Annotated in this window: 18 protein-coding genes and 2 pseudogenes; 9 read left to right on the top strand and 11 right to left on the bottom strand. The window is 46.2% G+C overall.

Features of this window, described 5'->3' with window-relative positions; all coding sequences use genetic code 11:
• Positions 1-135: 135 nt before the first annotated feature.
• Positions 136-480, top strand: coding sequence for a RidA family protein (locus tag PT300_10120; protein ID MDF7680914.1), 345 nt, complete (start codon positions 136-138; stop codon positions 478-480).
• Here the strand turns inward: PT300_10120 and PT300_10115 are convergent, their stop codons facing one another.
• On the bottom strand, positions 481-663 hold the full coding sequence (locus PT300_10115; GenBank protein MDF7680913.1) for a YoaH family protein: 183 nt from the start codon (positions 661-663) through the stop codon (positions 481-483).
• A 273-nt stretch (positions 664-936) separates the two neighbouring features.
• Here PT300_10115 and PT300_10110 point away from each other — a divergent pair, with 273 nt between their 5' ends.
• Positions 937-2,301 (top strand): L-serine ammonia-lyase, encoded by a 1,365-nt coding sequence (locus PT300_10110; GenBank protein MDF7680912.1) that lies wholly within the window; start codon positions 937-939, stop codon positions 2,299-2,301.
• An 81-nt stretch (positions 2,302-2,382) separates the two neighbouring features.
• Here the strand turns inward: PT300_10110 and PT300_10105 are convergent, their stop codons facing one another.
• Entirely contained in the window at positions 2,383-3,939 is a 1,557-nt protein-coding gene (locus PT300_10105; GenBank protein MDF7680911.1) for a TerC family protein, read from the bottom strand.
• An 898-nt stretch (positions 3,940-4,837) separates the two neighbouring features.
• Between PT300_10105 and mntP the strand changes: the two genes are divergently transcribed.
• On the top strand, positions 4,838-5,401 hold the full coding sequence (gene mntP, locus PT300_10100) for a manganese efflux pump MntP (GenBank protein ID MDF7680910.1): 564 nt from the start codon (positions 4,838-4,840) through the stop codon (positions 5,399-5,401).
• 53 nt (positions 5,402-5,454) lie between these two features.
• Here the strand turns inward: mntP and rlmA are convergent, their stop codons facing one another.
• The 7 genes and pseudogenes from rlmA to proQ all read right to left on the bottom strand — a co-directional run bounded on the left by rlmA (position 5,455) and on the right by proQ (position 12,100).
• Positions 5,455-6,249, bottom strand: coding sequence for a 23S rRNA (guanine(745)-N(1))-methyltransferase (rlmA, locus tag PT300_10095; GenBank protein MDF7680909.1), 795 nt, complete (start codon positions 6,247-6,249; stop codon positions 5,455-5,457).
• Positions 6,250-6,735: 486 nt separating this feature from the next.
• Entirely contained in the window at positions 6,736-6,945 is a 210-nt protein-coding gene (gene cspE, locus PT300_10090) for a transcription antiterminator/RNA stability regulator CspE (protein ID MDF7680908.1), read from the bottom strand.
• 15 nt (positions 6,946-6,960) lie between these two features.
• Positions 6,961-7,090, bottom strand: a pseudogene (locus PT300_10085) (DUF2627 domain-containing protein).
• A gap of 710 nt (positions 7,091-7,800) precedes the next feature.
• Positions 7,801-7,944: a PhoP/PhoQ regulator MgrB gene (mgrB, locus tag PT300_10080; protein MDF7680907.1), complete on the bottom strand. Its 144-nt coding sequence runs from the start codon at positions 7,942-7,944 to the stop codon at positions 7,801-7,803.
• A gap of 300 nt (positions 7,945-8,244) precedes the next feature.
• On the bottom strand, positions 8,245-9,123 hold the full coding sequence (gene htpX, locus PT300_10075) for a protease HtpX (GenBank protein MDF7680906.1): 879 nt from the start codon (positions 9,121-9,123) through the stop codon (positions 8,245-8,247).
• Positions 9,124-9,345: 222 nt separating this feature from the next.
• A complete protein-coding gene (prc, locus tag PT300_10070) occupies positions 9,346-11,400 on the bottom strand; it encodes a carboxy terminal-processing peptidase (GenBank protein MDF7680905.1) in 2,055 nt (684 codons plus the stop codon).
• A 19-nt stretch (positions 11,401-11,419) separates the two neighbouring features.
• Complete coding sequence (proQ, locus tag PT300_10065) at positions 11,420-12,100, bottom strand: RNA chaperone ProQ (GenBank protein MDF7680904.1); 681 nt, start codon at positions 12,098-12,100, stop codon at positions 11,420-11,422.
• A 558-nt stretch (positions 12,101-12,658) separates the two neighbouring features.
• Here proQ and rsmF point away from each other — a divergent pair.
• The gene (rsmF, locus tag PT300_10060; GenBank protein MDF7680903.1) at positions 12,659-14,092 is read left to right on the top strand and encodes a 16S rRNA (cytosine(1407)-C(5))-methyltransferase RsmF; all 1,434 of its coding nucleotides are present in this window, start codon (positions 12,659-12,661) and stop codon (positions 14,090-14,092) included.
• A gap of 264 nt (positions 14,093-14,356) precedes the next feature.
• On the top strand, positions 14,357-15,307 hold the full coding sequence (locus PT300_10055) for a VirK/YbjX family protein (GenBank protein ID MDF7680902.1): 951 nt from the start codon (positions 14,357-14,359) through the stop codon (positions 15,305-15,307).
• Between the two features lie 183 nt (positions 15,308-15,490).
• Here PT300_10055 and PT300_10050 read toward each other — a convergent pair.
• Positions 15,491-16,185, bottom strand: a protein-coding gene (locus tag PT300_10050; protein ID MDF7680901.1) for an IS1 family transposase whose coding sequence is annotated in 2 segments (ribosomal slippage) — positions 15,491-15,936 and positions 15,936-16,185 — 696 coding nt in all. Because the reading frame shifts where the segments join, the coding sequence is not laid out codon by codon here.
• Between the two features lie 64 nt (positions 16,186-16,249).
• On the opposite strand from PT300_10050, the pseudogene PT300_10045 reads away from it, so the two are divergent.
• The 3 genes and pseudogenes from PT300_10045 (at position 16,250) to purT (ending at position 19,760) form a co-directional block, all read left to right on the top strand.
• Positions 16,250-17,730: pseudogene (locus PT300_10045) on the top strand (IS3 family transposase).
• A gap of 420 nt (positions 17,731-18,150) precedes the next feature.
• Complete coding sequence (locus tag PT300_10040) at positions 18,151-18,381, top strand: DNA polymerase III subunit theta (protein MDF7680900.1); 231 nt, start codon at positions 18,151-18,153, stop codon at positions 18,379-18,381.
• Positions 18,382-18,581: 200 nt separating this feature from the next.
• Positions 18,582-19,760, top strand: a complete 1,179-nt coding sequence (gene purT / locus PT300_10035) for a formate-dependent phosphoribosylglycinamide formyltransferase (GenBank protein MDF7680899.1) — start codon at positions 18,582-18,584, stop codon at positions 19,758-19,760.
• Between the two features lie 250 nt (positions 19,761-20,010).
• Here the strand turns inward: purT and zwf are convergent, their stop codons facing one another.
• On the bottom strand, positions 20,011-21,486 hold the full coding sequence (gene zwf, locus PT300_10030; protein MDF7680898.1) for a glucose-6-phosphate dehydrogenase: 1,476 nt from the start codon (positions 21,484-21,486) through the stop codon (positions 20,011-20,013).
• A 491-nt stretch (positions 21,487-21,977) separates the two neighbouring features.
• Between zwf and pyk the strand changes: the two genes are divergently transcribed.
• On the top strand, positions 21,978-23,420 hold the full coding sequence (gene pyk, locus PT300_10025; GenBank protein ID MDF7680897.1) for a pyruvate kinase: 1,443 nt from the start codon (positions 21,978-21,980) through the stop codon (positions 23,418-23,420).
• Positions 23,421-23,473: the final 53 nt, after the last annotated feature.

The raw sequence follows: 23,473 nt of genomic DNA, 5'->3' as shown, positions 1-23,473 counted from the left end.
ATGCTCTCACCTGATTATCCGGACAGCGATTATGTCAGGGAGAACGGCATTTCACCAGCCCAGTGAGTGACAGGGTGAAAACATTGTGGCAGTCTTGCCGCAGTCAGCCCGTTATGTCGTGAGAGAGGAAAGAGAATGACGATTACCCGTATTGATGCTGAGGCCCGTTGGTCTGATGTGGTTATTTATAATCAGACTATTTACTATACCGCTGTGCCGTCCTGTACTGATGCTGACGCTTTTGCGCAAACCGCCGATACCCTGGCACAGATTGACGCGATACTGGCAAAACAAGGCAGCGATAAATCCCGTATTCTTGACGCCACCATTTTTCTTGCCGATAAACGTGATTTTGCGGCCATGAACCAGGCGTGGGATGCCTGGGTTATCGCCGGACACGCTCCGGTGCGTTGTACGGTGCAGGCAGCGTTAATGGACCCGCAATATAAGGTAGAAATTAAAATTATTGCTGCACAGTAACTATTCGTTATCATCATCACTAAAACGCGCCACCACCTGTTCGCCAGTATGCGTGGCGCGCAGTTCACGGGCGACCTGAGCAATGGCCTCGCCGCTACTCATACCGTTAGCCATGAGCTGCTGGATGCGTTCTACTGCTTTTTGTTGCTGCTCATGGTTCAGTGCAGGTAAACCTGAAAACATAATTCACTCCGGTTACAGGAAGGTGTAGTCTATTATTTCATGTTATCGCATCGATATACCAGCATTCAGCTTCTCAATTTTGGGCACGGCCAAAGGCCCAAATGGCCAGTAAATTAGCCTGATGAAATAACTCTTATTAACAGGCTTGTTTCATAGGGTTATTTTTTTATGCTTCATTAAGCAAAATCCGCTGCTCCATGATGCTGATGACAGGGATTTCTCTTACACTATGCGCAGTGATTACCTCTTTATTGCTATACCAGGAGTTGTACCTTGATTAGCCTGTTCGATATGTTCAAAGTGGGCATTGGCCCTTCATCCTCTCATACTGTTGGTCCGATGAAAGCCGGTAAACAGTTTGTCGATGAACTGATCGCAAAGGGATTACTGAATGATGTCACACGTATAGCGGTCGATGTCTATGGTTCCCTGTCACTCACGGGTAAAGGTCACCATACCGACATTGCGATCATTATGGGGCTGGCCGGTTATCAGCCAGACACTGTCGATATTGATGCCATACCCGCGTTCATTGAGGATGTGACAACACGTGGCCGTTTACTCCTGGCACAGGGACAACATGAAGTTGATTTTCCACAAGGCGATGGCATGCGTTTTCGTCACGATAATCTGCCGCTGCATGAAAACGGTATGACATTGCATGCATGGGCCAATGATAAAGAGATCTACTGTAAGACATACTACTCTATCGGTGGGGGTTTTATTGTTGATGAAATGAATTTTGGCAAAGAAAATACCGATCAACAGCCTGTCCCCTACCCGTTTCATTCAGCCCGAGAATTGTTGGCATATTGCAAAGAAAGCGGACTGTCAGTTTCTGGTCTGGTACTGCAAAATGAGCTGGCACTGCATAGCAGAAATGAGATCACCGATTATTTCAATCATGTCTGGCAAACCATGCTGGCCTGCATTGATCGTGGCATTAATACCGAAGGTATTTTACCTGGCCCCTTGCGTGTTCCGCGCCGTGCTTCTGCATTGCGTCGCCAGCTGGTCGCCAGCGATAAATTGTCCAGCGACCCGATGAACGTGGTTGACTGGGTGAATATGTTCGCGCTTGCGGTCAGTGAAGAAAATGCCGCTGGCGGACGGGTGGTCACCGCGCCAACCAATGGTGCCTGTGGCATTGTTCCGGCGGTACTGGCCTATTATGATCACTTTATTGAAACGGTCAGTCCGGATATCTCGATACGTTATTTTATGGCATCCGGTTCGATTGGCGCTTTATATAAAATGAACGCGTCTATTTCTGGCGCAGAAGTCGGCTGCCAGGGCGAGGTGGGGGTTGCCTGTTCTATGGCCGCTGCGGGACTGGCCGAAATCCTCGGTGCCAGCCCGGAGCAGGTTTGTGGTGCGGCAGAGATTGGTATGGAGCATAATCTTGGCCTGACATGTGATCCGGTCGCAGGCCAGGTTCAGGTTCCCTGCATCGAACGTAACGCCATCGCCGCTGTTAAGGCCATTAATGCTGCCCGTATGGCTATGCGTCGTACCAGCGAAGCGCGTGTCTCTCTTGATAAAGTGATTGAAACCATGTACGAGACAGGAAAAGACATGAATGCGAAATACCGGGAAACGTCTCGTGGTGGCCTGGCCATCAAAGTACAGTGTGACTAATTATCCCCCTGACAAAGGAAGAAAAAAGCGCTTTTCTTCCTTGTGTCATGCTGTCATGTAAACCTATTCATGGCAGCATATTTATTCATCTTCACCGCTATCGGGTTGCGCCCTGACAACACGTACCAGATCGACACGGTAGTCATTGGCTTCCAGAATAGTAAATTGCAATGCCCCTTGCTCCACTACATCACCAGTGCGCGGGATATGGCCCTTTATCGCGATAATTAATCCAGCAACAGTAGCAATATCCTCATCATCTTTGATGATGTTATCGAGCCCGGTTAATTGCTGTAAAGTATGTAAGTCTGTGGTGCCTTTAATCAGCCAGCCATCACCGTCAACAATGATTTCCGGGGTTTCATCGGCATCAGGAAACTCACCGGCGATCGCTTCCAGAACATCCAGCGGTGTTACTAATCCTTGTACGACACCAAATTCATTAGTGACAATCACGAAACTACCACGAGCACGACGTAATACACCTAACAGATTAATCGGCCCCAGAGTCTCTGGCACCACAATGGCGGGAGATGCTAAGGCCAGCGCGGCAATACTCTCTCCTGCTTCCAGTACTACCAGCAGATCTTTTGCCCGTACAATCCCGATAATTTCATCCAGTTCTCCCCGACACACCGGAAATAAACTGTGTGGTGAAGAGAGTAACTGACGGCGGATCTCTTCTTTACTTTGTTCAGCATCCACCCAGCTAATTTCTCCGCGTGGGGTCATCATCGTTCGCAACGAGCGCTGCGCCAGTGTCAGAACACCGTTAATCATATAACGTTCTTCTTCCGCAAAAGCATCTTCAGACACCAGAACTGGATTATCACCATCATAGCTATTGATGGCACTTTTTTTACTTCCCCCCATCAGACGTAAAATCGCGTCTGCGGTACGGGCACGCAGCGGTAATGTCGATTGATGACGAATAAAATTACGCCGCGCTATCTGGTTGAAAAATTCGATAATAATTGAGAAACCAATCGCGGCATACAGGTAGCCTTTGGGTATCGTAAAGCCCAGCCCTTCCGCCACCAGACTGAGGCCAATCATCAGCAGAAAACTCAGGCATAGCACGACAATGGTGGGATGCTGATTGACGAAGAGCGTTAATGGTCTTGAGGCCAGTAACATTAATATCATCGCAATGACTACCGCAGCCATCATCACTGGCAAATTATTCACCATTCCTACGGCGGTAATCACCGCATCCAGTGAAAAAATGGCATCCAGTACGACAATTTGTAGCACCACTATCCAGAAACTGGCGTAACCCTTGCCATGTTCAGCATCATGCTGGCGATTTTCCAGTCTTTCATGCAGTTCAGTGGTGGCTTTAAACAGTAAAAACAACCCTCCCAGCAGCATGATAAAATCACGCCCGGAAAAAGAGTGTCCAACGATTGTGAATAGCGGTTTCGTTAATGTCACCATCCATGACATGACGGATAGCAACCCCAGACGCATAAATAACGCCAGCGAAAGACCGCTCAATCGTGCTTTATCACGTTGTTTCGGCGGTAGTTTATCGGCAAGAATGGCGATAAAAACCAGGTTGTCAATACCAAGTACAATCTCAAGAATGACCAGTGTGAATAAGCCGATCCAGAGCGTGGGGTCGATTAAGAATTCCATATATGACTCCCGTTAACGACAGACAGCGTTATCACCTTGCCAGACATGGCAATTAGCATTGTGGTAAGTAAAAAAGCACAACCGCCTGCAACAGGAGTGGAATACCTGATGATGAAAAGCGTTCGATGGGGATCCATATCGTGGACTACGTCCTCTACTCCTGCATAATTAAACGAAAGTTAAATATAGCAAAGAACAACATTAAACTGGAAATATCTTTAGCAGCTTTGGTTAAAAATAATACTGCATTTCCTTATGGTGATTGGTTTCAGATGCATGATTAACCAACCTTCATCACGCTATTTATTTTTTACCACCCGAAATAATTTCCATCAGGTATCTTTTTCAGATCCAGTCCGCTCTCAAGCCAGTTTTATCTATCAACCATAATAGTCGGGAATAGATTATGGCCAGTGATAATCCCGTCATAATAAGATGCTACAGGCATAAACCATGACACCGTAGAAGGGTTATTATGGGCAATAAAGAATTAAAATATAACCCGTACTATTTTATCGCAATACTGTAAATGACTGATATATAGCCATGGTTATATATTGATCATCACTTCAGATATATCCGCAATTTGTAGATAGAAATAAAAATCGTTATCATCTGACTGATGAAATAAATACGCTTTTTGTTGTTTTATATTCTAAAAATATGTTAGAGTTGGCCTCGTCATTGGGGAGTAGCTAATTTTCTGTTAATCAGAAAATGTCCGTGTCAACATACTCGTTGTCAAAACGTGGCACGTACAGGTTGAAGAAATAATTCAATCAGGCAAGACCATAGACATATTACTACTGTACGTAGCGCCTGATTACGCAGGTGTATTACGTCTGCTTACTGGGGGTAGTGATGTGTCATTGGTAAATTCCCCGGTCAGGATCTACGCATGAATTTTTTAGCGACACTTCTTCTTGCCTTCGGCATGTCTATGGATGCATTTGCTGTTTCTGTCAGTAAAGGCGCCACGCCCAATAATCCCAGGTTTTCCGAAGCATTGCGTACCGGTTTGATTTTCGGCGTGATTGAGACACTTACCCCGCTTATTGGCTGGAGCATGGGAGTCTATGCCAGTCAGTTCGTTCTGCAATGGAATCACTGGATCGCTTTTCTGTTGCTGACCTTTCTGGGTGGACGTATGATTATTGATGGTGTTCGCAGCAGCGATGATGATAAATGTGAAGTGCCATGTCGCTATGGATTTTGGCTGCTGATAGTGACTGCCTTTGCTACCAGCCTTGACTCAATGGCCGTTGGTATTAGTCTGGCATTTCTGCAGGTCAATATTATTGTCACTGCTCTGACGATTGGAGGTATGACATTAATAATGTCAACCTGTGGAATAATGCTTGGGCGTTTTATTGGCCCGTTATTAGGTAAGCGAGCAGAAATTCCCGGCGGTCTCGTGCTTATAATCATTGGCTGCGAAATTCTCTGGAGTCACTTTGCTTAAACGCCTGGCCTTCCAGGCATTATTAGCACAGCCAGTCTGCGCGGAGAAACAATTCAGACGCTACGCTGCCAGAAGCGAAGAATAAAGTCACTTTGACAACAAAATAGTCTTTGTTCAGATAATATCTGATAAACAGATGGTTTAGCTCGCCATGCAAAGGGGGTCATTTGTAATAATGTTTGCGCTTCTTTGCCATTTAATTGCATTGGATAAGTTAACTGTTGCTGATGACGTAAGACAAATCCATTCATCTCATCACAGTTTTGCTCATGCAGCCGTACCTGGTCATAAATTAACGCTTTTAATTCCTGTAAATGTGCGGGGCCAGGCGTTACCGTAATCAGCCAGCCTCCAGGCTTGATGACCCGAATCAGTTCTTGTATGTTACAAGGTGCATAAATTCGGATTACCACATCAAAACAGCGATCAATAAAAGGTAATCGCTGGCTGGAAGCAACACAGAAACTTACCTGTGGATAGCGTCTGGCAGCGATACGGATCGCAATTTTCGATATATCAAGCCCCTGACAAGAGGAGGCAATATTGGCAAAGGCATGAGTATAGTACCCTTCCCCACAGCCTATATCGAGAAGATTAGCGGGCGCGATAGTCTTAACAAAAGCGCATAAAGCATCACGCAGTGGCTGATAATGACCCGCCTCAAGAAACGCACGCCTTGCCAGCATCATGTCCATGCTATCGCCTGGTTCACGCGAGCGTTTAAATTGTACAGGCAATAAATTAACGTATCCCTCTTTTGCCCGATCAAAATGATGTTGCTGCGCACAAATATAGCTGTTATCGCGATGTTCCAGCGGCGTGTGGCAGAGTGGGCAACAATATAGCATGAAAACTCCGGTATTATTGAGCAAGTCAGCCGCATGATTGACGCTGTTCAGTGCTATCACCGGCATCATGAAGATCGAAAGCGAATGATAACATCGCTTTATTGTAAAGATTATCAGGGTATTATACCACCAGCTGCCGGGGTTAATCAGATATTACTGCTGCGATCACGTTGAGCACAAATGATGCAAAAGCGTCAGATTGTACAAGTCATATGTGAAAATTTCCCATGTTGACTGGGCGCAAAATGGCCAGCAGCTGACACAGGCAGGCTTCATGCTGTCATATGGTGTTGTTGATAAATGATTTGGCTCATCCCTGAGCATTAATCTGCAAGCCGTCATAGATGGTACGCAAACTGGCTCCCTGCAAACTTACTACTTATCCAGCGACATAACGCTATTATGTGTCTGGATTTTCGCTATTTTTCTGCAATTCGAGTTTAATATACAGAAGCGATTTTTTATTACAAATAATGCACGTGTAAATCAGATAGCAGTCACGTTCACTGCAGCGGGACCTTTCTGTCCATCCTGAATTTCAAATTCAACCGTCTGGCCTTCAGCTAGCGTTTTAAAACCATTACCCTGGATAGCAGAGAAATGCACGAACACATCTTTGCTACCATCAGCAGGAGTAATAAAACCGAAGCCTTTAGATTCGTTGAACCACTTAACTTGACCTTTAATCTTTGCCATTTGAAAAATTCCTTCAACTGTTTTCTTCGCCAACAGGCGTATACATAGATAAAACTGACACATTACTGCATGAGACACGAATATAAGGTTCGGCAGAGAAGCGGTATTCAACAACGTGTTTACTCAGAACTTCTTTACTGAAGATGCCTTACACAAACAGAACAGTACCATGTTTACCCTGAATGGGTTTATTACATACAATGTAAATAATGGCAAGCCATTTTTTATGTGTATTCCGAACCTTTGCACAAACAATAAGATAATTATTTAGTCAGTCACACACTCATATATCACTGCTATAAAAAATAAAAGCAGATCACTATGCTTAATAGCAACACCCATTATATATAAAAAACAATTAGTAATGTCAATATTTTCATTAGATCATTAAATCACAAAGCAATTAATATTACTAATTATCACAAAAAATACATTAAGTTATAAAATAAACATATAATACAGACAGATATGCAACAATATCGACTTACTTATCGAACATTTCTGACTGACAAAAGCGATAAGATAACTCTTATTTTCATTATTCATATATTTTAAAATTTCAATAAATTTTATATCACCAGATTTATCAACTTTAAAAATGATAAATAGCAGGGTATTTATTTGTTATAATCAATTAATAATAGATATAACAACTTAATCTATTGGTAAGTAGATTAAGTGATTAATAAATGGTCATAGCGCTACCCTATCAATAACAGAAAGATGCAAGCAGATAACGACGCAGGTCACCGTTTCTGGCGCAATGTTATAAATTCACTTCAATATTTTAACAAAAATTTTTCATTCAGTGCTTCACAGAGGAAAACAGAATCGTTCGTCAGCAAAATGAATGTGTTACCAGGGAATAAACGCATTAATCGTACAAACACCATTGAAGAACGGTACATCCTGATCACACATAACATTAATCATCTGTATCCACAGCAATATGCAGCTTATTATGCTAATTATCAGCAATATCCAGTGAATTTTTTTCACTCCCTTCTCCGTATTAACATCCGATGACGCCAGGATACCATGAGTATCTTAAACTGGGGTTAACTGTAAACTGAATAGCTGTTTTTATTTGTATCAAGGCTGATATCAGTTGATGGTATATCGGACTATTAGTATGTTGTAACTAAAATGAGAAAACATACTTGTCTTTCTGGTTTTTACCGATGATAAACAAACAACCGGTGTATTATTGAACGATACCCTGTCGCATCAGACTTTGTTGTCAACAAGAAAAAACTGGCAGCAATGACCCCTGCCGCCAGTAAAAACGATGATAATCAATTATTTCAGGTATTCCCCACTGCGCAAGGCAGTGATGCGTCTATCGAGTGAGGGATGTGTCATAAACAATTCGCTCATGGACTTCGTTTTGCCATTGATACAAAACGCCATCATACTGCTACTTTCCTGCGGTTCATAACTGGTTTTTAGTCGTTGCAAAGCAGCAATCATTTTTTCCCGCCCTACTAATCTGGCCGATCCAGCATCAGCATGAAATTCACGATAACGGGAGAACCACATTGTGATAATACTGGCCAGAATGCCGAATACGATTTCCAGTACACTGGCAACGACAAAATAGATATACGGATTGCCATGATGGCTTTCTTCGTTGTCATTACGATTAAGGAATCCAGCGGCAATCTGGGCAACGATGCGCGAAAGGAAAATAACAAAAGTATTCATTACTCCCTGGATAAGTGACATTGTCACCATATCGCCATTCGCTATATGACTGATTTCATGAGCAAGAACCGCTTGCGCTTCATCACGATTCATATTTTGTAGCAGTCCAGTGCTAACAGCAACTAATGATGCATCGCGTCGCGCCCCGGTCGCGAATGCATTAATATCAGGCGCATGATAAATAGCGACCTGTGGCATACCGATATTAGCCTGTTGCGCAAGCTGCATGACGGTGTTTATCAGCCAACGTTCCATATCATTTCGCGGTTGTTCAATGACCTCTCCGCCTACTGATTTGAGCGCCATCCACTTTGATAGCATCAGTGAGATGATGGAACCTGCAAACCCAAATAGCAAAGCCATAATCAGCAATCCAGTCATCCGTTCTGGCTGAATGTTGAATATACTTAGCACGATCCCAAAAACAACCATGATAGCCAGGTTAGTCAACAGGAAGAGCGCAATTCGCATCATAATTCTATTTTAACCTCCATTTAACACCCTATTTCTCTCTATCGCTTCTATCTTAGGGATCAGTTGTTAATTCTCAACCTTTTCCTTCTGCTCACTCCTCAAAAAGACACAACTTTACACCTGATATGAACTATTCGGGGTATACATTGACATTATGAATCGCTAACCAGAGGATAATGCAGAAAAGGAAACAACAGGCTCCTCTCCGACCCCGTCATCTCCTTATTTACCCGCCGAAATTACCGGTTGTTCTGCAGGCTGTCCCTTCTCAAGACGCGCTAAATCGAGCGCAATTTGAACCGTTTCATCAAGGTATGGATCGGGATCGCGGTAATCTTTTGGCAGATCCTCCAGTCTCTTCAGTGGAGGATGACCATGACGTTGCAGCCGATCATTGACGCGCATCAGACGTGTTGCATCTTCGCTTTCATTCTCTTTTTCGCGCTGTATATAATTCAATGAAACAATATAATGCTTATCTTTCATCGTATTATATTTAGCAATATCCTTCATGATGTACTGAAACTCAGGATCTTTAGCAATGCGTTCGTCATGCTGTTTCTGCAAAACTGGCACCAGGAGTTTAAAATCGCCGATTTTCGTATAATTTGCAGCATTAATACTATCCCAGGGCAGCGCATTATCTTCATATTGCTCACCCGTTTCACGCTCTTCGCTGCCGGTTGGCATCATAATATCTGGCGTGACGCCTTTACGCTGGGTACTGCCACCATTAATACGGTAAAACTTCTGGATAGTGTACTGAACAGAACCCAGTTCAGGCCAGTCTGGCCCCAGCATTTGATCGTAAATACGGCTCAGCGAGCGATATTGCTGAACAGTGCCTTTACCAAAAGTGGATTCACCCACGATTAAGCCACGACCATAATCCTGCATAGCCGCGGCAAAGATCTCAGAAGCGGAAGCACTGAAACGGTCGACCAATACCACTAAGGGGCCTTTATAATAAATAACCCCATCAGTATCGCGATCTTCACGGATTTTTCCATTATTATCACGCACTTGTACTATTGGACCGGCGGGAATAAACAGACCAGATAGTGATACGGCTTCCGTCAATGCTCCACCACCATTACTGCGCAGATCAATAATGATGCTGTTGACATTCTGCTTTGCCAGTTTCTGGAGTTGTACCTTGACATCGTTGGTCAATCCAACATAAAAACCGGGGATATCCAGCACGCCGACTTTCTCTCCACCGACGGTTTTCACCGACATTTTCACGGCCCGATCTTCAAGACGAATGCGTTCACGAACAAGCGTTACAATACGGGTTTTCATCCCTTTACCCGCAGGCAGGATCTCAAGGCGAACTTTACTTCCTTTTGGCCCTTTTATCAGGGCAACAACATCATCAATACGCCAGCCGATAACATCAACCATATTTTTCCCCGACTGCCCAACCCCTACGATACGATCGCCGATAGAGATTGATTTACTTTTCGCCGCCGGGCCACCAGCAACCAGTGAATTAATCACCGTGTAATCATCATCCATGTTCAATATCGCACCAATGCCTTCCAGGGACAGGCTCATTGCAGTATTAAACTGTTCCGTACTGCGCGGTGATAAATAATTGGTATGCGGGTCAATTTCTCGCGCGAAAGAGGTCATGATCAGAGAGAAGACATCTTCGCTGCTTGATTGCGTCAGGCGACGAATCGCAGATTTATAGCGGCGGGTCAGTGTATTACGAATTTCGTTATCATCTTTACCAGTAAGCTTCAAACTCAGCTGATCGAATTTGACTTTATCATCCCACAACGCATTCAGTTCAGCTTTATCTTTCGGCCACGGTGACTTGCTGCGATCCAGATTAAAACTTTCATTACCGGAAAAATCCATCGGGCGCCTTAGAACTTCGAGGGCATATTGATAACGTTCGAACCGACGTTTTTGTCCGAGATTATATAAGTCATAAAAAACATCCAGTTTTCCTGTGCGTAATTCGTCACCGATTTGATTTTTATGGGCGGAAAACTGCACGATATCACTGGCCAGCAACACGTTATGGCTGTAATCCAGCAAGTTCAGGTAGCGATCAAAAATTTTTGCTGAAAAGGCACTATCCAGGTCAAATTGCCGATAGTGCGAATGAGTAAAACGTGATGTGATACGTTCACTGACCGTTGCATGCTGAACTTGCTCCTGCAGGACCGGAAGTTGATCAACATCAGTAATATCATCTACAGCAAACGTATGCCCTGCTATCACCAGTAATCCAGCCAGTGTAGTGAGCTTAAAAGTTTTGTTCATGCCTGACCTGACCTCCGTTTCAGAACAACACGTGTTCTGCGCGTACAATCATGAACATGCCAGAAGTCAGACGTACACGAACACCATCTTTGTTAATTTCCATAACCGTGGCATCCATTGCGCTATTGCCAATTTTCACTTTCAGTGCCTGACCCACATTTAATGTTGCCAGGTCGGAAACAGATGCCCGTTGCGTTTTATCCGGCGCTTTAGCGGCAACAGCACGTGATTTACGCTGATCACTTCCCTGCTTTTTACGGCGTTCCTGAGCACGAGGTTTACGATCAGGTCGGACATCCTCTTTTTTTTGTTGATCCGCTGCTATCGCCGACTCACGTTGTTTAGCTTGCTGATTTGCACGCTTCGCCTGGACTCGTGCTTTTGCTACTTCGAGTTGTTGCCGGGCATGAGCAATATGCTCCTCCTCCAGTTCACCACAAGGGTTGCCATCAAGATCTATACGGCTTGCCCCCGGCTTGACACCATACAGATAGCGCCAGCTGGAAGTATAAAGACGTAAAGCGGCACGAAGCTGGGTTTTACTGAGAGTGATCTCGTCACCAATACGCTCAACAATGTCCTTAAAAATACCCACTTTCAGCGGGCGAGCTTCACCGTCAGTGCTAAAACACTGGGGGTAACGTGTAGCCAGAAATGCGATAACTTCTTTACTGCTACTCAACTTAGGTTGATTTTCCATGAACTTTCCTGATTACAATGACAACGGGCGTAGCCAACAAACCGCAGGCATGAACGGAAGCCATTATAATGACACTATCGCTAAATGCTACGTTATCCGCTGATTATCCTGTGCTGTAATGGAAAAATTTTTATCGCTGACAGGGCAATATCGGTCAGCAAGCTGAATATTCCACTGTGGATAAACATCGTGTAACATGCTGACTTAATTATGATATCGTTACTTAATTAGCGGATGGCTCCCCCCTGAATAAACCTGATTAAATCATTTAAAAAAAACAGTCATATTGATCCCAGACAAACGCTGAAATCTTCATATATTTCGGACAAACCAGTTATTCACGCCATAGTAATACTCCCTGTATTCAACCGTATATTAGCGCCTGATGGGATAGACTACCGCTTATATGCGCAACTATTGACATCTGAAGCGTCATCGCCGACGACGGGAAATCAATGGCACAAGTGGCGTATCTGCGGTATCAATCTAATGCCAGGCTGTTCCTGGCGTCAGCATTTATGCTAGAATGCGCATCCATTTTCCAGGTGGTGTACATCCGTGACTGAAAACGCAATCTGTTTCCCTGAGCAATTTCTCGCTCATATGCGTGAAGTGATGCCAGCACATCTTTCTTTCACCGATTTTATCGCCGCCTGTCAGCGTCCATTGCGCCGCAGTTTACGTGTTAACACGCTAAAAATCAGCGTCGCTGATTTTCTGAAACGTGTGAGTCCTTATGGCTGGCAACTGACTCCCATTCCGTGGTGTCAGGAAGGTTTCTGGATTGAAAGAGATAATGAACAATCTCTGCCACTCGGGAATAGCGCTGAACATTTGAGTGGTTTGTTTTATATTCAGGAAGCAAGTTCAATGTTGCCTGTTGCAGCCTTGTTTGCTGATGGTAACAGGCCACAAACAGTCCTGGATCTCGCCGCTGCGCCAGGATCGAAAACCACCCAAATCGCTGCCCGGATGGACAATAGCGGTGGTGTTGTCGCGAATGAATTTTCGTCCAGCCGGATAAAAGTACTACATGCCAACATCAATCGCTGTGGGATCAGTAATGTTGCCCTTACGCATTTTGATGGCCGGGTATTCGGCGCCGCTTTACCAGAATGCTTCGATGCTATCCTGCTGGATGCCCCCTGCTCTGGCGAAGGCGTAATACGTAAAGATGCCAGCGCATTGAAAAACTGGTCACTGGAAAGTAATCAGACTATTGCGCAAACTCAGTGCGCATTGATTGACAGTGCTTTTCATGCTCTGTGCCCAGGCGGTACGCTGGTTTATTCAACCTGTACGCTTAACCGACAGGAGAATGAGGAAGTCATATACCAGTTAATGTCACGCTACCCGCAAGCCGTGGAGATATTACCGCTTAATACTCTGTTTCCTGAGGCTTATCAGGCATTAACAACGGAAGGTTTTCTGCATGTCTTTCCACAGATTTTCGATTGTGAAGGTTTTTTTGTCGCGCGTTTACGCAAAACTGCCGCCATCGCACCATTACCGCCAGTCAAGTATAACGCCGGAAAATTTCCTTTTACCCCGCTAAGCCAGCGAGATATCACCGCTGTCTCCGCTGCGGCTGGCGTTGTCGGATTACACTGGGAGGCTAGTCACCGCCTCTGGCAACGTGACAAAGAGATTTGGCTCTTTCCTCAGGCGCTGGAATCCCTTATTGGCCAGCTGCGTTTTTCACGCCCGGGTATTCGTCTGGCTGAAATGCATAATAAAGGCTATCGCTGGCAACACGAAGCCGTCATCGCCCTTGCCAGACCGAATGCCTCTTCATCTTTTGCTTTAACCGAGACGGAAGCGGAAGAATGGTATCAGGGGCGCGATATCTACCCTGCTACATTACCATCACAGGAAGAAGTGATTGTCGCCTTTGCCGGTATCCCGCTTGGCCTGGCTAAAAAAGTGGGTTCACGACTAAAAAATAACTATCCCCGCGAACTGGTTCGTGACGGAAAGTTATTTTCTAAGTAAGAGCCTGCGCACCAGGCGCAGCCAGTCTGGATATGGATAGCGCGGAGAAACCACAGTATACAGGTAAGGATATACTTTGGTACATTTTTTATCCCGCCGACACATTTATTCAACTATCTTTATTGACAGCAATCTGTTTTTCTGAGTGAAAATCACTATACCTCAATACAGTTTAAACAAATCCAGAATATCATTTATCAGAATATTAATCTTATTATTTCCAGGACATAAAATAAACGCTGAATGATAATGAGACATTGCGCCATGACAAATGATATTCAGAACGCCAGCGGTAATATCCAGTCATATGAAAATATTATCACCGATTTGATCACCGGGAGAGTGATCCCTGGCCCGCTCTGGCAAAAACACAGTTATCGACTTAAATTCCTGTTGCGGACAATTTTATTTTATAGCCCAACGCTTAACATGCTGAATAATCTTTCTGCACGTCCTGACTTTAATCAACTTCTTTATGCACAAGTCACTCTGCCGAGCAAAGTTCATCGCCAGTATCTGACCCGTAAATTAAACGCAAAAGAACGTGCCCAGGCCATCATCGATCACTATCAGTTTATTGATTCACTACCGGCCCGCTTTCTGATTAGCGCAATGACATCTGCCCATAGCGTACCTTTGCTACAACTACATGGTAAGGATGATACCTGTTTCACCTTATCTGTTTCTGCTGCCGGTAAATCTGAACGTGAAGGAGAAACAACAATATGGCTGCATGATGACAAGCAAACCTTACTGGCCAGTGCAACCTTTAGTGTCATACGGCAAGATGAACAATGGCAATTAATCATTGGTGGCTTGCAGGGACCACGGCGTCATGTCCCCCATGAGACCATTAAGCTGGCAACCCGCGCCTGTTATGGCCTGTTCCCTAAACGTCTGCTTGTTGAATTTATCTGGGCTTTCGCTAACAAGAGTCATATTCAGTCTATTTATGGCGTCAGCGATAATGGTCATATTTATCGCGCATTGCGCTATCGGTTCAGTAAAGGGCGGCACTTTCATGCCAGTTATGATGAGTTCTGGCACGCTATCAATAGTGTAGCTGATGGCCCCTGGCGCTGGCGTTTACCATTACAATCTTCCCGAAAACCACTGGATATGATTGCCAGTAAAAAACGCGCAGAATATCGCCGTCGCTTTCAACTCCTTGATGATCTGATCACACAGGTCAATCATCACTTTGCCTGCCGGTAACGTTCTATTTATTAAAGACCATCAGATACTATCATTCTGATCCCAGGCTGTCCCCGAAATCCTCATGTATTACCTGTATGCTATAGTTTCTCCGCGTTACCCGTGCCCAGACTGCCTACACCAGGGATACCTATAGAATAGATGCTCAATGATGGGTGATGTATTCAATGTGTTTATTTCGTCTCAAACATAATATTCGCGCTCAATAAAAGTACCGATGATCCTGTCATGCATTTCAAAAGATTTTGAGTACCCCAGAGTCTTACGATTCAGTCGCTTTAATCGGTTACGCAAATTCAGGTTTTCCCGTTCAATCCGCTGTGTATAAAGCTTACCCCTGATATGTTTTTCATCCGGCAGCAGATCATAAGCACTGAAGTTATCTGTACACCAGAAGGCAACATTAAAACCTGACAATAATTTCAGTAACCTGCGCAGTGTCTTTTTGCTTCTGCGTCCAAAAGTATGAGCAATAATTCGTTTGAGGCGAGGCTCCCATGCATACCACAGCCAGCGTTGCTGCTTTTTACTGCCAGCAAAAGACCACATCTCATCCACTTCACAGATAAGCTGGATTTGCAGATTATCCAGCGGCAATGTGGTTACACATCGTGGCGCGAGTTTTTTAAAGTGCGGACAACGGCATTAATGCTGATATGCAGAGTCCTTGCGGTATCGCGGATACCCGCATTATTCATGGCAAGGTCAACAATTTGTTCTTTCATGCCGGGCAGGCAGGCACGGTAAGCGTAATCGACCTGGAAAGTACGGCAGCATGACTGACAGCGATAGCGCTGAAATCCAGCTTTGCCCAGACCATGCTTTTTAACGGGTTCAGTTTGTTGACAAAACGGGCATGTTACATCAATTTTAGCCATCTGGCGCACCTGTTAAAAAGAGTGATTATACAACATGATAAACACGTTGAATACATGACCAGCGATACTGGCTAAATTATTGCCCCCCTACAACATGTCGGTTTCCACCGTTGCACAAATGGAAGGAATATCCGAAGCTACCCTCTGTAACTGGCGTAATCAGGCCAAATCAGAGGGGAAGCCCGTGCCCGGCGCAGAGAAAACAACCGACCAGTGGTCAGCAGAAGCACGCTTCGCCGTGATAGTCGAAACCGCCACACTCAGTGAGGCTGAAGTGGCAGAATACTGCCGTAAAAAAGGTCTTTATCCGGAACAGATTATTCAGTGGAAGCAGGCTTTTTTACAGATTTCCGCACCGGAAGATAAAGCAGCCCTGAAGCAGAGCCAGAAAGAGATTAAACAGCTGAAGAGAGAGCTGGTGCGTAAGGAGAAAGCTCTGGCGGAGGCGGCAGCGATACTGGTACTGCGAAAAAAGCTCAGGGATTACTACGGGGAAACGGACGGGGACGACTGACACCTGCACATGAGCGCCAGCAGCTCATCCGGTGGATTAATGAGGCCGTCGCGGCAGGAGCCCGGCGCAGGGTTGTCTGCCGTGAAGTGAACCTGAGCCTTCGCACCTGGCAGCGCTGGCAAAAGCATCATGAAGATGGCCGTCTGACAGCCGTCAGGCCGGTACCGGTTAACCGCCTGAGTCCTGAGGAAGAGCAGCAGATACGGGAGGCCTGTCATCAGCCTGAATATGCCAGTCTGCCGCCGTCGCAAATCGTGCCGCGTCTGGCAGACAAAGGCGTTTATCTGGCGAGTGAATCGACCTTTTACCGCATACTGCGTCGTTCCGGTGAGGTTCACCGGCGGGGACGTCAGGCCCGGCGGCAGAAGGTGGCTGCCCCGACGACCTTTACGGCGACAGGTCCCTGCCAGGTGTGGACATGGGACATCACCTGGCTGCCCTCTGTGGTGAGTGGCCGCTGGTATTATCTGTATCTGATAACCGACCTGTACAGCCGAAAAATTACGGGTTACGAAGTGCATGAGACAGAAAGCGGTGAACAGGCAGCCGCCCTGATGCAGCGCAGTGTGATGCGGGAAGGCTGCTGGCGACAGCCGCTGGTCCTGCACGCCGATAACGGTCCGGCGATGAAATCGCAGACGCTGTAGGTGAAACTGCATGAGCTGAATATCACGCCATCCCACAGCCGGCCACGGGTGAGTAATGATAATGCGTATGTGGAATCGCTGTTCCGGACGCTGAAGTATGTGCCGCAGTGGCCATCATCGGGGTTCAGGACGCTGGAGGATGCCCGTACCTGGGTGGAGAAATTTACCCGGTGGTATAACGAAGAGCACCGTCACAGTGGAATACGCTATGTCACGCCAGCGGAACGGCATCGTGGTGAAGACAGGGCCCTGCTGAAACAGCGTGATGAACTGTATCGTCAGGCACAGAAAGCGCATCCGGAGCGCGGGTCAGGGAAGACAAGAAACTGGCAGCCGGAGGGCCCGGTAACATTAAATCCGGAACGGGAAAAACAGGCAGTTTAAATTAAACAGGGGTGATAACTGTCTTGACACTTACCGGATGCCTGAGACAGCAAAATCTTATAAAACAAGCTCAGATACATTGGTAATAAAAAAAGACCGAGCACAATTCCTGTGTTCGGTCCAGGGTAATGGCTCCAGGGAGAGAGCCGTGCGCTAAAAATTGGCATTGAATAGAGACAAAAGATATGGCTCAATTGCCTCGCTTTATAAGCATAGTTGACGGCAATACTTTTTCCAGTTCGTGATGAATAAAGTTAAAGCATGATACGGATAGCACGGCAAAACCGTAGCCTACACGTAGCAGGTGAGGATTTCGAGCACTGCCCAGAGCCAGAATAACAGGGTATAATATGACCATCCGGGGTCACAGACCGGTCTGATATTGTACTTTTTCATTTTCAGCGCATGCAGGAGAAAAGAGTGGAAAAAAATCTGGCTAAACTGTCGCAACATGAAATGGACAAGGTTAATGTGGATCTTGCTGCTGCGGGAGTTGCTTTCAAAGAACGCTACAATATGCCGGTTATCGCAGAATCCGTTGAGAAAGCACAACCAGAGCATCTGCGTGGCTGGTTTCGTGACCGTCTGATCGCCCATCGTCTGACATCCGCCTCACTCTCTCGCCTGCCTTATGAAGCCAAAACTAAATAATATACGCCACTCACGAACAGCAGCCACGCGCTGCATCCGGCACATTTAACGTTGCTTCCATCAGGCGTTGCTGGCGACACTGGCCGCGTCAATAACATCTGATGGGCCAGGCGCTAAATTAACGAAATGATGAATAATAAAGACAGGCGCAAACGTTTTCCTTTACAATACAACGTAATTTATAACTACGGAAATCCGTTATGACTCTATTAGGCACAGCACTGCGCCCTGCAGCAACTCGGGTAATGTTATTAGGCTCCGGTGAACTGGGTAAGGAAATCGCGATTGAATGCCAGCGACTGGGGATAGAAATCATTGCGGTAGATCGTTATCGCGACGCGCCAGCGATGCATATTGCTCATCGTTCATACGTCATCAATATGCTGGATGATAACGCATTGCGGGCGTTGATCCTCAAGGAAAAACCTGACTTTATCGTACCTGAAATCGAAGCCATCGCCACCGATATCCTGCCAGAGCTGGAACGAGCCGGGCAAAAAGTAGTTCCTGCCGCCCAGGCGGTCAAAATTACGATGAACCGGGAAGATATTCGTCGGCTGGTCGCCGAAGATCTACGGTTACCGACTTCTGTTTACCGCTTTGCTGACAGCGAAGAAAGCTTCCGTATTGCTGTGAGTGATATCGGTCTGCCCTGTATTGTCAAACCGGTCATGAGTTCTTCAGGTAAAGGACAAAGCCTGATTCGTCATCATGGGCAACTGATCGATGCCTGGAATTATGCACAACAAGGCGGGCGTGCAGGGAGTGGCCGGGTGATTGTCGAAGGTGTGGTCAGATTCGATTTTGAAATTACCCTGCTCACTATCAGTGCCATTGATGGTATCCATTTCTGCCCTCCTATCGGTCATCATCAGGAGGAGGGAGACTATCGCGAATCATGGCAACCACAACATATGAGCGAGGCGACATTAGCACGCGCCCAGGATATTGCGCGTCAGGTGGTGCTAGCTCTTGGCGGTTATGGCCTGTTTGGCGTCGAATTTTTTATCTGCGGCGATGAGGTTATTTTTAGTGAAGTGGCCCCACGCCCCCACGATACTGGCCTGGTGACCCTGATTTCTCAGGATCTCTCCGAATTTGCGCTGCATGTTCGTGCTTTTCTTGGTCTGCCTATCGGTACTATTCGCCAGTACGGCCCGGCCGCCTCTGCGGTTATTCTGCCACAGTTAACCAGCCAGAATATCACCTTTGATAATATTCAGGCGGCTGTCGGTGCAGGTTTGCAAATACGTTTGTTTGGTAAACCAGAAATTGATGGTTCCCGGCGGCTGGGCGTGGTTTTGGCAATAGCAGAAAATATTGATGACGCGATTATGCGAGCGCAGCTGGCTGTATCATCTGTTCAGGTTCTGGGATAATCGAGTGATATTTGATCTTATTTTAGCCGATCGGGTCATCTGATAAGACCCGCGGTTATCTGTGACTGGCATCCCGTATCAATATTCAGCCGACCAAAATGTGACACCGTCACCTTAATTAGCAAGTGATCTATTATCACTTCTCGAAACAATCTATACCGATGTCGCAAACCCCAGCAGTTTCCTTCTCCTGGGGTCAGCAGTTCTGTCATCCTGATCTGTTACTGAACGCATTCACGTCAGATTACGATCACTCAAATTCACTCCATGAATGACCATCGCGGGTGATCATCGCGACAGAGGCCATCGGTCCCCAGGTGCCTGCCTGGTATGGTTTTGGCAAATCATTATCAGCCGCCCAGGCGTCGGTAATAGAGTCAACCCAGCGCCACGCGGCTTCCACTTCATCACGGCGAACAAACAGCGCCTGGATACCACGCATCGCCTCCAGCAACAAACGTTCATAAGCATCAGCCAGATGTGAATGATTGAAAGTTTGTGAATAGCTCAGATCCAGCTTCGTCGTTTGCAAATTATGTTTATGATCAAGTCCGGGGACTTTATTAAGGATCTGGATATCAACACCTTCATCCGGTTGCAGGCGTATGGTTAACTTATTTTGCGGTAATTCAGATCGGTTATCTTTGAACAGATTCAGTTCAGGTGTTTTGAAGTAGACAACAACTTCTGAGCATTTAGTGGGCAAACGTTTTCCCGTCCGTAAATAAAATGGCACATCAGCCCATCGCCAGTTGTCAATATCAACCCGGATAGCCACAAAAGTCTCCGTGCGACTGGTACTATTCGCCCCTTCTTCATTAAGATAACCAGGTACTTTTTTGCCCTGCACAAAGCCTGCGGTATACTGACCACGCACCGTTTTCTCATGTATATTCGAACGATCAATGCGCCGCAGCGATTTCAGTACTTTGACTTTTTCATCACGGATGCTATCGGCACTGAGATCGGCTGGCGGGGACATGGCGATCATACACAGGATCTGCAACAGATGATTCTGGATCATATCGCGCATTTGTCCGGTTTTATCGAAATATCCCCAACGCCCCTCAATACCGACCTCTTCGGCAACAGTAATTTCAACATGATCGATCGTACGACAATCCCAGTTATTGACAAACAGGGCATTCGCAAAACGTAACGCCAGAAGATTGAGTACAGTCTCTTTTCCAAGATAATGATCAATACGATAAACCTGATTCTCGTCGAAAAACTCCGCAACCTGATTATTAATTTCGCGGGAAGTCTCCAGTGAGGTGCCGAGCGGCTTTTCCATCACCACTCGCGCGGGGTAAATATTCATTTTCGCATGACCCAGACCTTTACAAACTGCACTAAACGTCGCTGGAGGCATGGCAAAATAACTGAGCGTGACACGTTTTTTCTGATCAACCATTTTACTCAGGCGAGTAAAAGCGGACGTATCATTGACGTCAAGATTACAGAAGTCCAGACGTCCACTCAGGGTTTTCCATAAATCTTCATCAATTTCTTCCGGCATAAAGGTTTCAAGCGCTTCACGTACAACACGGGTATACGCATCTTTATCCCAGTCTGCACGCCCAACCCCAATAATGCGTGTTTCAGGGTTAATCTGACCCGCCTTTTCAAGCTGGTACAAAGATGGCAGCAATTTACGTCGAGCCAAATCGCCTTTCGTACCAAAAATAATCAGATCACACGCCTGGGCCGTTTGCGTTACCGCCATGTCTCTCTCCTCAGTTGATAGTCTGTTACTTATGCCAGACTACTTTTATAATTTTATTACATTACATCTTACTATTTTTAGCTATTTCTGAAATACAGCATGGCTTCTGATGCGCTTTCAGGGGGCATAAGTCAGCTATATCATAAAAAAAACCGCATTTTTATGCGATGACTCTCCGGCAAACATTCGTCATAAACAGATATTTTTAGCGTCCCTCTCACCAGGCGTTGCTGGCAGCGGTGATGAATGTACAGAGCGACACTTCGTACCCTGAAACAGCAGATAAAATTCAGAGATAACATGAGAAAAGTCAAGGAAGTATTACAGAGATTGCACTTTGATAATCCGTTGCTGATATACCAGCGATAACGCACAAACCGGTCAGAAGCACTCATTTTTAGCGTTGCCTGACGCAACCATTCTGCCGGTTTACCATGATTGTTTTTTTATTCATTGCAACACCCGCGTTGCTTTAGCCACTGGAGTATGAGATGTCCAGCAGATTGCGCAGAACCAAAATCGTGACAACCTTAGGTCCGGCGACCGATCGCGATAATAATCTTGAAAAAGTGGTTGTTGCCGGTGCTAATGTCGTACGAATGAATTTTTCTCACGGTAGCGCAGAAGATCATCAAGCCCGCGCCAGTAAAGTCCGGCAAATTGCCGCAAAACTGGGACGCCATGTTGCTATTCTTGCCGATTTACAGGGCCCTAAAATTCGCATATCAACGTTCAGGGAAGGAAAAATTTTCCTCAATACCGGTGATAAATTTTTGCTCGATGTTGGCCTGGCAGAGGATGAAGGCGATAGCGGAAAAGTCGGTGTTGATTATAAGAATTTACCCGCTGACGTGGTTGCTGGCGATATCCTGTTGCTGGATGATGGCCGCGTGCGGTTGAAAGTTGACGAGGTGCAGGGACTGAAGATCTTTACCGAGGTCATTACTGGCGGGCCGTTATCTAATAATAAAGGCATCAATAAACAGGGAGGGAGGCTGTCCGCCCGCGCACTGACAGAAAAAGATATCGCCGATATCGCTATCGCGGCCAAAATTGGTGTTGATTATCTGGCCGTCTCTTTTCCACGCTGTGGCGAAGATCTGCGCTATGCGCGTCGTCTCGCTCGTGAAGCCGGTTGTGACGCGCAGATTGTCGCAAAAGTAGAACGCGCGGAAGCGGTTCGCGATCAGCAGGCAATGGATGATGTGATTATGGCCTCTGATGTGGTCATGGTCGCACGTGGTGATCTCGGTGTGGATATCGGCGATCCGGAACTGGCTGGTATCCAGAAAACATTGATTCGTCGCACCCGTCAGCTAAACCGTGCAGTGATCACTGCGACACAAATGATGGAGTCGATGATCACGAATCCTATGCCAACCCGTGCAGAAGTGATGGATGTTGCTAACGCCGTTCTTGATGGGACTGACGCGGTTATGCTGTCAGCAGAAACAGCAGCTGGTCAGTATCCATCAGAAACCGTGGCCGCGATGGCTGAGGTCTGTCTGGGGACAGAAAAAATGCCGAACCTGAATGTTTCCCGACATCGTCTCGATGTCCAGTTTGATAATGTTGAAGAAACTATCGCGATGTCGGCCATGTATGCCGCCAATCATCTGAAGGGCGTGACCGCCATCATTACCATGACGGAATCCGGTCGCACTCCCCTGTTCACCTCGCGCATCAGTTCTGGTCTGCCTGTTTTTGCCCTCTCCCGTCATGAGCGTACACTGAACCTGACTGCCATGTACCGTGGTGTGACGCCGGTCTATTTCGATAGCCATAATAGTGGAATTGCTGCCGCCCATGATGCAATAACGCTGCTCCGTGATAAAGGTTATCTGGCCTGCGGTGACCTCGTTATCATCACCGAAGGCGATATGATGAGTATCGTCGGTAGCACGAATACCACCCGCATTTTGCGGGTCGAATAAAAGGATTCCGCAAAGGCGTGCCGTTTTCTGTCAGCATGATGCTGGCAGAAGAC

It is taken from the genome of Enterobacteriaceae bacterium ESL0689 (genome assembly GCA_029433525.1).
In the GTDB taxonomy this organism is placed as follows: Bacteria; Pseudomonadota; Gammaproteobacteria; order Enterobacterales; family Enterobacteriaceae; genus JAQTIF01.
Note: the sequence above shows the minus strand (reverse complement) of the source record. Positions and strands in the feature narration are given on the sequence as shown.